This window comes from Nocardioides oceani, from assembly GCF_030412965.1.
GTDB classification, from domain to species: Bacteria; Actinomycetota; Actinomycetes; order Propionibacteriales; family Nocardioidaceae; genus Nocardioides; species Nocardioides oceani.
Map to the genome: position 1 here is coordinate 134,966 of NZ_JAUHJQ010000003.1, position 12,842 is coordinate 147,807.

A 12,842-nucleotide genomic window follows, 5' to 3' on the forward strand; every position below is an offset into this window, starting at 1 on the left:
GGATCGCCCGCCGTCACCGGGACCGGAGGCGGCGTGACCGAACCGTGACCCGGCAGGATGGGGGCGTGGGACACGGGCACGGACACGGGCACGGCCAGGGAGGCGGCCACGGGCACGCGACGGGCCGAGCCGAGGACCGGAAGCGGCTGCGCGTCGTGCTCGCGATCACCGCGACCGTGCTGGTCGTCGAGCTCGTCGGGGCGTGGCTGACCGGCTCCCTGGCGCTGCTGGCCGACGCCGGCCACATGGCCACCGACGCGGCCGCCGTGGTGCTGGCGCTCGGGGCGTCGTACGTCGCGGCGCGCGGCGGCGGCCCGCGGTCGACGTTCGGGCTGCACCGCGCGGAGATCCTGGCCGCCCTGCTCAACGCGCTGGTGCTGCTGGGCGTGTGCGCCTACCTGGCCTACGCCGGGGTGGCCCGCCTGCTCGACCCCGGCGAGGCCCACCTCGAGGCCGGGCCGATGGTCGGGTTCGCCGCGGTCGGCCTGGTCGCCAACCTGGTCGCGGTGCTGGTCCTGCGCGGCTCGACGAGCGGCTCGCTGAACATGCGCGGCGCGGCCAACGAGGTGCTCGCCGACACCGTCGGCTCGGTGCTCGCGCTGGGGGCCGGCGTGGTCGCGTGGACCACCGGCTTCGACCGCGCCGACCCGATCGCCTCGCTGCTGATCGCCGTGCTCATCGCGCCGCGCTCGTGGGTGTTGCTGCGCGACAGCGTCGTGGTGCTGCTCGAGATCGCCCCGGCCGGGCTGGACCTCGACGACGTGCGCCACCACCTCGCGCACGTGCCGGGCGTGGTGGACGTGCACGACCTGCACGCCTGGACGATCACCAGCGGCATCCCGAGCCTCTCGGCCCACGTCACGGTCACCGACGAGGCCCTCGCCGACCGCGGCGTCGGCCCGGTGCTCGACGACCTGTGCGGCTGCGTCGCCGAGCACTTCGGCGTGCGGCACGCGACGTTCCAGGTCGAGCCGGTCTCCCACGGCGCCCACGAGGACCTCGGCGAGGTGCACTGAGAGAAGGGCGCCGAGCGAGCGGGCTCACCCGGCCGGGTGCGTCTGGGACGCGGCCCTCCTGGTCAACGGGGAGCCATGACCTCCACGCACAGCCACGCCCATCCGGTCGGCCGGCTCGTCGACGGCTACGACCCCGAGGGGGACGTGGCGCTCGGGGGGTACGCCGGCAGCCTGACGACGTACGGCCTGGTGCTCGCCGGCATCGCCGCCGCGGGCTCGGCGTCGGGGCACCACCTCGTCGAGCGGTACGACCTCGCCGACATCGCGCTCGGCGGGATGGCGGTCCACAAGTTCACCCGGCTGGTGTCGAAGTCGTCGGTCGCGGCGCCGGTGCGCGCGCCGTTCACCCAGTTCGAGGAGGCCGCCGGCTCCGGTGAGCACGTCGAGAGCGCGCGCGACGAGGGCGGGATCCGCGGCACCATCGGCAAGCTGATCACCTGCCCGTTCTGCCTCGGCGTCTGGATCGGCACCGCCTACATCGCCGGCCTCAACCTCGCCCCGCGCCCCACCCGCACCTGGGCCGCGCTCTTCGCCGTCACCGCCGTCTCCGACTCCCTCCAGCACGTCTACGCGCGGCTGCGCGGCGACTGAGCCTCCGGGCTGCTCGGGCGCCGGGGCTCGGGCGTCGGGCGTCGGGCGTCGGGCGTCGGGCGTCGGGCGTCGGGCTCGGGCGTCGGGCGTCGGGCGTCGGGCGTCGGGCTCGGGCGTCGGGCGTCGGGCGTTGGGCGTCGACGATCGTTCAATTGAACGATTGCGACGGGTTGAGAGCGCTTCCACGCGCAACAACCGCGCAATTGAACGATTGTCGACGCGGGAAAGCCGGAGCCCGCCCGCCCACCCGCCCGCGAGCTCAGGCGCCGGCGTCCGCCTCGGCGGCGGCCTTCAGCTTCGGCAGCGTCCCCTCGATGCCGCGCCGGTTGCGCGCGGGCATGCCGAGGCGCTTCATCACGGCCCGGCCGATCGCGGGGTAGTACGTCGCGTCCCAGGTCTCGGTGACGCGGGTGCCGGGCTGCCCGGCGAGGTCGACCGGCTCGAGCTCGTAGCGCCAGCGGTGCGACCCCAGGTGCTTCCAGGCGATCCGCCGCCCCTCCTCGTGCTCGACGACCTTGTTGCGGATGAGGTACGGCGCCCCCATCCGCATGTTCATCGCGAACCTCGAGCCGAGTATAAGCCGCTCGGGTCCGGAGATCGAGCCGCGCACGGTGCCCGAGCCGTCGATCCGCGGGTGCTGGCGCGGGTCGGCCAGGATCGCGAAGACCGTCTCCGGCGGCGCGGCGATCGTCGTGGAGGCGGAGACGCGGAGCTCGTTCGTGGGGTCGGCCATGGCTCCGACCGTAGCGAGCGGGCCCAGGTTGGCGCCGCGACGCGAGCCCCCGGTACGTTGGTCCGCACCACGCATGTGGTCCCGGTCACAGGCGCACCACCCCTCGCGCCGCCGGCCGGGACTCGCCACCCGGCGACCGGCGACCCCGGAGGCCGGTGACCCCGAAGGAGAGTGCGCCCGTGAGCCACACGTCCGGATTCGGCCCCGACCTCGCGGAGGTCTTCGGGCCCTCGCAGCGCGACGGCGGGCCAGAGCTCGTCCAGCTGCTGACGCCCGAGGGCGAGCGGGTCCACGACCTGCCCCCGGAGTTCGAGCAGTTCGACCTCGACTTCTCCGCCGAGCAGCTGCGCGGGTTCTACCGCGACATGGTGCTGACCCGGCGCATCGACACCGAGGCCACCGCGCTGCAGCGGCACGGCGAGCTCGGCATCTGGGCCCAGCTCCTCGGCCAGGAGGCCGCGCAGATCGGCGCCGGCCGTGCCCTGCGCCCCCAGGACCACGTCTTCCCGACCTACCGCGAGCACGGCGTCGCCTGGTGCCGCGGGCTCGACCCGCTCCGGCTGCTCGGGCTGTTCCGCGGGGTCGACCAGGGCTCCTGGGACCCCGAGGAGTTCCGCTTCGGGCTCTACACGATCGTCATCGGCGCCCAGACCCTGCACGCCACCGGCTACGCCATGGGCATGCAGCGCGACGGCGTCGTCGGCACCGGCGACCCCGACCGGGACGCCGCGGTCGTCGCGCACTTCGGCGACGGCGCGAGCAGCCAGGGCGACGTCAACGAGGCCTTCATCTTCGCGGCGTCGTACAACGCTCCCGTCGTCTTCTTCTGCCAGAACAACCAGTGGGCGATCTCCGAGCCGATCGAGCGGCAGACGCGGATCCCGCTCTACCAGCGCGCCCTCGGGTTCGGCTTCCCCGGCGTGCGGGTCGACGGCAACGACGTGCTGGCGACGTACGCCGTGACGCAGGCGGCGCTGCAGCGGGCGCGTGAGGGCCAGGGCCCGACGCTCGTGGAGGCCTACACCTACCGGATGGGCGCGCACACGACCACCGACGACCCGACCCGCTACCGGCTCTCTGACGACGTCGAGCACTGGAAGCTCAAGGACCCGATCGCGCGGCTGGAGGTCTACCTCAAGCGCAACGGCCTGGCGGAGGGCTCGTTCTTCGACGACATCAAGGACGAGGCCGACCAGCTCGGCGCGACGCTGCGCGAGGGGTGCCGGGCGATGCCCGACCCGCGGCCGCTGGCGATGTTCGACCACGTGTACGCCGAGATCACCGAGGAGCTCGCCGCCCAGCGCGACGGCTTCGCGGCGTACCTCGCCCAGTTCGAGGAGGCCTGAGATGAGCGCCCTGCCCGCGACGCAGACCAGCACCCAGAAGGTCACCCTCGCCAAGGCCCTCAACATGGGCCTGCGCGCCGCGATGGAGCACGACGACAAGGTCCTCGTCATGGGCGAGGACGTCGGCAAGCTCGGCGGAGTCTTCCGGATCACCGACGGCCTGCAGAAGGACTTCGGCGAGGACCGGGTCATCGACTCCCCGCTCGCGGAGTCCGGCATCGTCGGCACCGCCGTCGGCCTCGCGCTGCGCGGCTACCGGCCGGTGGTGGAGATCCAGTTCGACGGGTTCGTCTACCCCGCCTACGACCAGATCGTCTGCCAGGTCGCGAAGATGCACTTCCGCAGCCAGGGCCGCTCGAGGATGCCGATGGTCATCCGGATCCCGTTCGGCGGGGGCATCGGCGCGGTCGAGCACCACAGCGAGTCGCCGGAGGCGCAGTTCGCGCACACGCCCGGCCTCAAGGTGGTCGCCTGCTCGAACCCGGTCGACGGCTACTGGATGCTCCAGCAGGCCATCGCCTGCGACGACCCGGTGGTCTTCCTCGAGCCCAAGCGGCAGTACCACGCCGACAAGGCCGACCTCGACGTCGACGCGACCCCCGACCCGCTGTTCACCTCGCGGGTCGTGCGCCGCGGCACGGACCTGACGGTGCTCGCCTACGGGCCGACCGTGAAGACCGCGCTCAAGGCCGCCGAGGCCGCCTCCAACGAGGGCCGCTCGCTCGAGGTCATCGACCTGCGGACGCTCTCGCCGCTGGACATGGCGCCGGTCTACGACTCGGTGCGCCGCACCGGCCGCGCCGTGGTGTGCCACGAGGCGCACGTCAACCTCGGCATGGGCGCGGAGCTCGCGGCCCGGATCACCGAGGAGTGCTTCTACTCCCTCGAGGCGCCGGTGCTGCGGGTGGGCGGGTTCGACACGCCGTACCCGCCCTCGCGCATCGAGGAGGACTTCCTGCCCGACCTCGACCGCGTCCTCGACGCCGTCGACCGCTCGCTCGCGATCTGAGGAGGAACGCATGCCCGAGTACCTCCTCCCCGACGTCGGCGAGGGCCTGACCGAGGCCGAGATCGTCTCCTGGAAGGTCAAGGTCGGCGACGTCGTCGACGTCAACGACGTGGTCGTCGAGATCGAGACCGCCAAGTCGCTGGTCGAGCTGCCCTCGCCGTACGCCGGCACCGTCACCGGCCTGCTCGTCCCCGAGGGCGAGACCGTCCCGGTCGGCACGCCGATCATCGCGATCGGCTCGCCCGAGGAGGCTGCCGGCACCCCCGCAGCACCGTCCGGCGGTGCCGGCGGTGACATGGTCATCGACCTGTCCAACCCCGCGGCCAGCGGCGGCGGGGAGGGCGAGAGCCTGGTCGGCCGCAACAAGGCCGAGCGCGGACCGATGCGCCGCCCGCGCAAGGGCTCGGCCTCGCCGTCGACGGAGTCGGCCGCCGCGACCCAGATGCAGGTCCAGGGCGCGTTCGCGCCGGGCGGTGCGCAGTCCGACCCGGTCGTCGAGGCGGACGAGCCGGCCGTGCCCGCCACGACCGCCCCGCCGCTGCCGGTCGACGAGCAGGTGCTCGCCAAGCCGCCGGTGCGCAGGCTCGCCAAGGACCTCGGCGTCGACCTGGGCTCCGTGCGGCCGACGGGTCCCTACGGCACCGTCACCCGCGACGACGTGCTGGCGGCGTCCGGCTCGGGTGAGGGCCGGGCGGTCGAGGAAGGCGCGCCGGCGCCTGTCTCGGGACCCGCCCGCGCCTCGGGCGACGCGAGGGAGACCCGCGAGCCGATCAAGGGCGTCCGCAAGGCGATGGGCGCGGCGATGGTGCAGTCGGCGTTCACGATCCCGCACGTGACCGAGTGGGTCACCGTCGACGTCACCCGCACCACCGAGCTGGTCGAGCGGCTCAAGGGGCACCGCGAGCTGCGCGACGTCAGGGTCTCCCCGCTGCTCGTCGTCGCCCGCGCGGTGCTGCTGGCCATGCGGCGTACGCCGGAGGTCAACGCGGTCTGGGACGAGGCGGCGGGCGAGGTGGTCTACAAGCACTACGTCAACCTCGGCATCGCCGCGGCCACCCCGCGCGGGCTGGTCGTGCCGAACGTCAAGGACGCCCAGGACCTCACGCTCCGCGAGCTCGCCGAGGCGCTCGGGGCGCTGACCGCGACCGCGCGCGAGGGCCGGACGCAGCCCGCGGAGATGGGCGGCGGGACGTTCACGATCACCAACGTCGGCGTCTTCGGCGTCGACGCGGGCACGCCGATCATCAACCCCGGCGAGTCGGCGATCCTCTGCGTCGGAGCGATCTCCAAGCGGCCCTGGGTCGACGAGGCCACCGGCGGGATCGTCGCGCGCGACGTCACCACCCTGGCGCTGTCCTTCGACCACCGGCACATCGACGGGGAGAAGGGCTCGCGGTTCCTCGCCGACGTCGCCTCGATCCTCTCCGACCCCGCCTCGGCGCTGCTCTTCTGACGCCTCGTGATGCCCAGCGAGCGCTCCGGCGCACGCTGGGCATCACGAGACGCGCCGGAGGTCAGCCGCAGGCGCGGAGCAGGGACAGCACGAGCGTCTCGGTGACGGCGACCAGCTCGGGGACGGGCACCGCCTCGTGGGGGCTGTGCGCGAGGCGGACGTCGCCGGGCCCGTAGTGCAGCGTGGGGGTGCCGGCGGCGGCATAGAGCCGCAGGTCGGAGCCGTACGGCGCGCCGCGCTCCCGCGGCCGCGGCCCGCCGGTCACGTCGACGTGCGCGGCGGCGACCAGGTCGTGCAGGGCGCCCGCGTCGCCGGCGTACTGCCCGGCCCCGAACTGCCCACCGGTCCACGCCACCACCGGGGCGTGGTCGCGCAGCCACGGGTCGCGGGCGGCCGCCTCGGCGACGGCCTCCTCCAGCGCGGCCCTCGCGTCGGCGGCGTCCTCGCCCAGCGCCACGCCGAGCCGGCCCTCGGCGACGAGCAGGTCGGGGACGGTGCTGGCCCAGTCGCCGGCGCGGAGCCTGCCGACCGAGATTGGGTAGGCGACGGGGTACTCCGCCATCAGCGGGTGCACGTCGGCGTTGCGGCGCCGCTCGAGGTCCGCGAGCGCGGCGTGCAGCGGCAGGTAGGCGTCGATCGCGCTGTGCCCGGCGTACGCCGTGCTGCCGTGCGTGGCCGCGCCCGGCACGCGCAGCTCGAAGGTGAGCGCGCCGGCGTTGGCGGTGGTGATCGTGCCGCTGGTCGGCTCGGTGATCACGCACGCCCTGCCCCGGTGGCCGCGGGCCAGCGTGGCGAAGGCGCCGAGGCCGCCGTCCTCCTCGCCGACGACGAGGTGGAGCGCGTACGGCCTGGCCAGCTCGATGCCGGCGGCGCGGATCGCGCGGACGGCCGCGATGTTGGCGACCACGCCGGCCTTCATGTCGCAGGCGCCGCGGCCGTGCAGGGCGCCGGCGGCGTCGACGTACGGCTGGAACGGCGCGGTGCGCCACTGGTGCGGGTCGCCCTCGGGCACGACGTCGACGTGGCCCTGGAGGACCAGCTCCGGCTCCGGGCCCTCGCCGCCGGCGACCGGGCCGCTGCCGGCGACCAGGCCCCACGCCTCCACGCGCGGGACCTCCATGCCGGGGAAGCCGGGGTCGGCGGACAGGGTCGGCAGGTCCAGCTGCCACAGGTCGACGTCGAGGTCGAGCTCGCGCAGCTGCTTGGCGAGCAGGTGCTGCACGTCGCACTCGGCGTCGGACCCCACGACGCTGGGGATCGCGACCAGGTCCAGCAGGTCGCGGACGAGCTCGCGCTCGTCGACGAAGGCGAGGGCACGCAGCTCGAGGTCGGAGAGGTCGCGGTGGCTCACGCGCAGAAGGTAGGGATCGGCCGCGGTCGTCAGCAGGCGATTTACCACGTTGTTACCGGGGCTTGTCACAGGCCTGGAGCGGGCACCGACTAGACGGGACCACGGGCGGGTAAGCAGAACACCGTGACGGACCAGGCGAGTGGTGAGGGGTACCCCGAGGTCGGCGAGCGGCTCGGGCCGTACAGCATCGGCGCCCGGATCGGGACCGGCGGCATGGGCTGGGTGTTCGAGGCGCTCGACACGAGGCTGCACCGCCAGGTCGCGGTCAAGGTGATCGCGCCGCAGCTGGCGGGTGACGAGGGCTTCCGGGAGCGCTTCGTGCGCGAGGCGCAGGCCCAGGCGTCGCTGGACTCCCCGCACGTGGTGCACGTCTACGACCACGGCGAGGTCGACGGGCGGCTCTACCTCGTCACCCAGCGCGTCCCCGACGGCGACCTGGCCGAGGCGCTCCGGGCGCGCGGCGTGCCGCCGCGCGAGGCCGCGGTCGACGTCGTCGCCCAGGTGGCCGCCGGGCTGGCCGACGTCCACGCGGCCGGGTTCGTGCACCGCGACGTGAAGCCGGCCAACGTGCTGCTGCGGCGCCACGAGGGCGGCGTGACGGCGTACCTCGGCGACTTCGGCATCGTCCGCCAGGCGCAGGCCGAGCACACCGCGACCTCCGCCGGGACGGCCGGCACCCCCGACTACATGGCGCCCGAGCTGCACACCGGCGCGAAGGCCGGCCCGCGCACCGACGTCTACTCCCTCGGCTGCCTGCTGTGGGCCACGCTCACCGGCTCCCCGCCGTACTCCGGCGCCTCGGAGTGGGAGCTGGTGACCGCGCACCGCGAGCAGCCCGTGCCGCAGCTGCCCGGCGAGGGCGCGATGGTCGAGGGCGTCAACCGGGTGCTGGCCAGGGCGATGGCCAAGGACCCCGCGGAGCGGTACGCCGACGCGACGCCGCTGCGCGACGACCTGCGCGACCTGCTGCGGCTGCCGGCCGAGGGGCACGTCGTCCCGCTCTCGACCGTCGACCCGCCCCCCGCCGCGCCGCTCCCGGCACCGCCGCACGCCCGCCGTCGGATCGCCGTCATGGTGCTCGTGCTGCTCGCGCTGGCCGTCGCGGCCGTCGTGGTCTGGGCGCTCACCTGGGGCGACGACGAGCCGTCGCAGTCCGGCGGCACCGGCACCCGGGTGGACCGTGACGCGGCGGTGGCGAGCGTCGCGTCGGCCTTCGAGGAGCAGGGGGTCGTCCGGCCGGGACTGGCGACCTGCATGGCCGAGCACTGGGTGGCGGACGCCGGGCTGGATCGGATGCGCGAGGAGGGCTTCCTCGACGCCGACTCCACCTTCGTCGACCGGCCGTCGGCCGAGCTGTCGGAGGCCATGCGTGCCGCCGTCGCCGCGGCGGTCGGCGCCTGCACCGGCGACGCGAACGGCGCCGGCGCGGAGTGACCGCGACGTACGCTCCCGGCGTGCGCCGCCTCCTGCCGGGCGAGCGGGTCGTCGGGACCGACGGTGACGACGTGATCGTGTCGAACGGTGCGCAGAGCGTGGACGCCGGCGACGACCTGATCTATACGACCGGCAGCCGACCGGTGCCGTACGGCACCGCCGTCGTCGTGCTCGCCGGCGAGGGCGACGACGTGCTCGACAGCACCGCGGACACCACCGCCGCGGCCCACCTGGACGCCGGCCCGGGCAGCGACCGGGTCCTCTCCGGGCCCGCCCGGGACCTGGTCTCCCTCACCGACGACACGCTGGTCGGCCGAGGACCCGACCACGTGTTCGTGGGCACCGAGGGCGAGCCCGACACCTCACGGGTCGAGGTCGGCGCGGGCGGCTCGGTGACCTTCAGGGGGCTCCTGCCGTTCCGTGGCGTGCTGCGCGGCGAGGGAGCCGGTTGGCTCCACCTGGACGCCGCCTCCTGGCCCGAGGGCAGTCGTCGGGCGGTCGTCGACAACCGGACCGGGGAGCTCCGGGTCGACGACGAGCCGGTGCTCGCCTGGACCGGCTTCACCGGGTTCCGGCTGCGGGGTCCGGAGAGCCTGCGGGTCTCCTTCCGCGGCGGGGCCGCCGGCGAGCGGGTGGTCGTGTCGGATGCGCGGTGGGGCTCCTTCGACCTGGGGGCGGGGGACGACTCGCTCTCGCTCCCCTCGGGTCCCGCCACCCGGAGGACGATCACGGGCGGGCCCGGCCGCGACGAGCTGTCGGCCTACGAGTCGGGCCGGTCGCGGACGCTCGTGCTCGACCTGGACCTCGGACGCCTGGAGACGGTCAGCGGCGACGAGCGGCGGCTGGTCGCCCGCCCGACCGGGTTCGAGGACGCATCGCTCCAGGCCTGGTCGATGCGGCTGCACGGCACGAGCGGCGCGAACCGGCTGCAGTGGTGGGGCTGTCGCGGTGGCATCGACGCGGGCCGAGGCGGTGACGTCGTGACGTGGACGGACCCGGACGGGCCGGTCTGCGGCCGCAACGCCGACATCGCCGTCCGCGGCGGGCGCGGAGACGACCACCTGGTCGGTGGCTACCACGCGGACCGGCTGTACGGCGGGCGCGGCCGTGACGTGGCCGAGGGCGGGGGTGCGCCGACGTGGGGCGCGGACACCTGCGTCGCCGAGGTGCGGGTCGACTGCGTGCGCCGCCCTCAGACGTAGCGCCGGGCGCGGTCGGCCGGGCTGCCCGGGCCCGCGTCGAGCAGGGCGGCCAGCTCGTGCTCGAGGACCGCGCCGACCCGGCGGCAGAACTCCTCGGCCTCGTCGGCGGCGTCGGGCCGCTCGGCGACGATCCGGTCGACGATCCCGAGCCGGTGCAGGTCGAGCGCGCGGACCTGCTGCCGGCGGGCCATCTCCGGGGCGTGGTCGAGGTCGCGGTGGACGATCGCGCTGGCGCCCTCGGGCGGCAGCGGGGAGAGCCAGGCGTGCTGGGCGGCCACGACCCGGTCGGCCGGCAGCAGGGCCAGCGCGCCGCCGCCGTTGCCCTCGCCGAGCATCAGGCACAGGGTCGGCGCGTCGAGGGTCACCAGGTCGGCGAGCGAGCGGGCGATCTCGCCGGCCAGGCCGCCGTTCTCGGCGTCGGCGGAGAGCGCCGCGCCGGGGGTGTCGATGACGGTCACCAGCGGCAGGCCGAGCTCCGAGGCGAGCCGCATGCCGCGGCGGGCCTCGCGCAGCGCGCCCGGGCCCATCGGCCGGTCGGCGGTCTGCCCGCGGCGGTCCTGGCCGAGGAAGACGCACGGCGCCTGGCCGAACCGGACCAGCCCGATGAGCAGTCCCGGGTCCTGCTCGCCCTGGCCGGTGCCGTTGAGCGGGACGACCTCGGAGGCGGCGTACCGCAGCAGGCGGCGCACTCCCGGCCGGTCCGCGCGGCGCGACCGGGTGACCGCGTCCCACGTCTCCACGTCGGGCACCTCGCCGTCGTCGGCGGCCGTCACCGGGACGATGCCGCGGCGCGGGGCCAGGATGACCGACAGGGCGCGGTCGAGGATGTCGGCGATCTCCTCGGGGGCGACGACGGCGTCGATGATGCCGCGCTCGTGGAGGTTCTCGGCGGTCTGCACGCCCTCGGGGAACGGCTTGCCGTAGAGCGCCTCGTAGACCCGCGGGCCGAGGAACCCGACCAGCGCGCCCGGCTCGGCCACGGTCACGTGGCCCAGCGAGCCCCAGGAGGCCATGACGCCGCCGGTGGTGGGGTGGCGGAGGTAGACGAGGTACGGCAGGCCGGCCGCCTTGTGCGCGGCGACCGCCTGGCTGATCCGGACCATCTGCACGAACGCCGGCGTGCCCTCCTGCATCCGGGTGCCGCCGCTGACCGGCGCCGCCAGCAGCGGGAGCCGCTCGCGGGTGGCGCGCTCGATCGCGGTCACCAGCCGGTCGGCGCTCGCGCGCCCGATCGACCCGGCGAGGAACCCGAACTCGCCGACCACGACGGCCACCCGGCGGCCCCGCATGAGGCCCTCGCCGCTCAGCACTGACTCGTCGACGCCGCTCTTCTCCTCCGCGCGCCGCAGCTCCGCGGCGTACTCCTCCGACACGCCGGTGCGCTCGGGCGGGGTGTCCCACGAGGCCCACGAGCCCTCGTCGAGCACGAGGTCGATCAGCGCGGCAGCGTTCGGTCGAGCCATGGGGGGAACCTAGCCGTTGCGGCCGCCGTGTCCGCGACCTCCTCGACCAGCCGGACGACGCCGCCCGCAGGTCGGCGGTCGGCTCACGGGGCTCGACGTCGTCGGCGCTGGCGCGCCTCCTGCTCGACCAGCGGGGGCTCGGGGTCTCGGGGTCTCGGCCAGCGGAGGGCTCGGGGTCTCGGCCAGCGGAGGGCTCGGGGTCTCGGCCAGCGGGGCTCGGCGCTCCTCAACCAGCCGTGGGGCCGAGCGAGGCGAGGATCTCCGCCTCCTCGGCGAGGGTGAGACCGGTGACGGGCGCGTCGGGGGTGGCGCGGAGCCAGGCCAGGGTGTCGCGGGCGGTGTCGGCGAGCGGACGGAGGTCGAGGCCGGCGGCGATCGAGGGGCCCGGGTCGTGGGCGAGCATGCCGTCGTGCTCCGGGCGCGGCAGCCACAGCGGCACCGAGCGGTCGCCCGACCACGGCGCGACGTCGCGGGCCTCGAGCTCCGCGGCCGGCACCCACCGCAGCAGGGCGTCGCCGGCGCCGAGGGCAGCGGTGCCGACGGCGACGGCGGCGAGGAGGTCGCGGAGGGCGGTGGGCGTGCCGACGCCGTCGAAGGTGCCGGGGGTGCGCCGCTCGGCGAGGGTGACGACCCAGGCGGCGAGGTCGCGGACGTCGATGACCTGCACGACGTCCTCGGGGTCGCCGGGGGCGAGCACCGTGGGGTGGTCGGTGGTCGCGGCCAGGCGTGCCGGCCAGTAGGTGAACCGGCCCGTCGGGTCGCCCGGACCGGCGATCAGGCCCGGCCGCACGACGCTCGCCGAGGCGGCGCCGTCCCGGACGATCGCCTCGCAGGCCACCTTCATCGGCCCGTAGGCGTCCGGGTCGGCCGCCAGGTCGACGTCGTCCCACACCGGCTCGCGCAGCGGCAGCGAGGCCGGCGTGCCGCCGGGCGTCGACTCGTCGGCGTACACGTTGACCGTCGAGACGAACACCCAGTGCGCGTCCGGCACCGCCGCGACCGCGGCCCGCACCCAGGACGGCTGCCGGGCCACCTCCACCACCGCGTCGTACGTCGCCGCGCCGGCCGCCAGCGCCTCCGGCGGCGGCTGGGTCCGGTCGAGCTCGCGGTGGGTGGCCCCCTTCGGCACGGGGCCCGACCGGCCGCGGCACGCGCAGGTCACCTCGTGCCCGCGGGCGAGGGCCTCCTCGGCGACCGCGCGCGAGAGGAACACCGATCCGCCGAGCACCAGGAGCCGCATGGAC

The 12,842-nt window shown here is 75.3% G+C and carries 11 protein-coding genes; 7 read left to right on the forward strand and 4 right to left on the reverse strand.

What is annotated here, in order from left to right; genetic code table 11:
- Positions 1-65: 65 nt before the first annotated feature.
- On the forward strand, positions 66-1,016 hold the full coding sequence (locus QWY28_RS10225) for a cation diffusion facilitator family transporter (RefSeq protein ID WP_300952428.1): 951 nt from the start codon (positions 66-68) through the stop codon (positions 1,014-1,016).
- A 75-nt stretch (positions 1,017-1,091) separates the two neighbouring features.
- Positions 1,092-1,607 carry a DUF1360 domain-containing protein gene (locus QWY28_RS10230; protein ID WP_300952429.1) on the forward strand — a complete coding sequence of 172 codons (516 nt, stop codon included), beginning with the start codon at positions 1,092-1,094 and terminating at the stop codon, positions 1,605-1,607.
- Positions 1,608-1,866: 259 nt separating this feature from the next.
- Here the strand turns inward: QWY28_RS10230 and QWY28_RS10235 are convergent, their stop codons facing one another.
- Positions 1,867-2,340, reverse strand: a complete 474-nt coding sequence (locus QWY28_RS10235) for an SRPBCC family protein (RefSeq protein ID WP_300952430.1) — start codon at positions 2,338-2,340, stop codon at positions 1,867-1,869.
- A gap of 179 nt (positions 2,341-2,519) precedes the next feature.
- On the opposite strand from QWY28_RS10235, the gene pdhA reads away from it, so the two are divergent.
- From pdhA to QWY28_RS10250, 3 genes are read left to right on the forward strand one after another with little or no spacing between them, the layout of a single operon-like run.
- Positions 2,520-3,686, forward strand: coding sequence for a pyruvate dehydrogenase (acetyl-transferring) E1 component subunit alpha (gene pdhA / locus QWY28_RS10240; RefSeq protein WP_300952431.1), 1,167 nt, complete (start codon positions 2,520-2,522; stop codon positions 3,684-3,686).
- Position 3,687: 1 nt separating this feature from the next.
- Positions 3,688-4,695 (forward strand): alpha-ketoacid dehydrogenase subunit beta, encoded by a 1,008-nt coding sequence (locus QWY28_RS10245; RefSeq protein WP_300952432.1) that lies wholly within the window; start codon positions 3,688-3,690, stop codon positions 4,693-4,695.
- Positions 4,696-4,705: 10 nt separating this feature from the next.
- Complete coding sequence (locus QWY28_RS10250; protein WP_300952433.1) at positions 4,706-6,148, forward strand: dihydrolipoamide acetyltransferase family protein; 1,443 nt, start codon at positions 4,706-4,708, stop codon at positions 6,146-6,148.
- Between the two features lie 61 nt (positions 6,149-6,209).
- Here the strand turns inward: QWY28_RS10250 and QWY28_RS10255 are convergent, their stop codons facing one another.
- Positions 6,210-7,499 (reverse strand): ArgE/DapE family deacylase, encoded by a 1,290-nt coding sequence (locus tag QWY28_RS10255; protein WP_300952434.1) that lies wholly within the window; start codon positions 7,497-7,499, stop codon positions 6,210-6,212.
- A gap of 123 nt (positions 7,500-7,622) precedes the next feature.
- Here QWY28_RS10255 and QWY28_RS10260 point away from each other — a divergent pair, with 123 nt between their 5' ends.
- The gene (locus tag QWY28_RS10260; protein WP_300952435.1) at positions 7,623-8,933 is read left to right on the forward strand and encodes a serine/threonine-protein kinase; all 1,311 of its coding nucleotides are present in this window, start codon (positions 7,623-7,625) and stop codon (positions 8,931-8,933) included.
- Between the two features lie 20 nt (positions 8,934-8,953).
- Positions 8,954-10,135 (forward strand): hypothetical protein, encoded by a 1,182-nt coding sequence (locus QWY28_RS10265; protein ID WP_300952436.1) that lies wholly within the window; start codon positions 8,954-8,956, stop codon positions 10,133-10,135.
- On the opposite strand, the gene QWY28_RS10270 is transcribed toward QWY28_RS10265, so the two are convergent.
- Together QWY28_RS10270 and QWY28_RS10275 are read right to left on the reverse strand one after the other, a co-directional pair.
- The gene (locus QWY28_RS10270; RefSeq protein WP_300952437.1) at positions 10,126-11,598 is read right to left on the reverse strand and encodes a carboxyl transferase domain-containing protein; all 1,473 of its coding nucleotides are present in this window, start codon (positions 11,596-11,598) and stop codon (positions 10,126-10,128) included. The genes QWY28_RS10265 and QWY28_RS10270 overlap by 10 nt on opposite strands.
- 226 nt (positions 11,599-11,824) lie before the next feature.
- The gene (locus QWY28_RS10275; RefSeq protein ID WP_300952438.1) at positions 11,825-12,838 is read right to left on the reverse strand and encodes a Rossmann-fold NAD(P)-binding domain-containing protein; all 1,014 of its coding nucleotides are present in this window, start codon (positions 12,836-12,838) and stop codon (positions 11,825-11,827) included.
- Positions 12,839-12,842 lie beyond the last annotated feature (4 nt).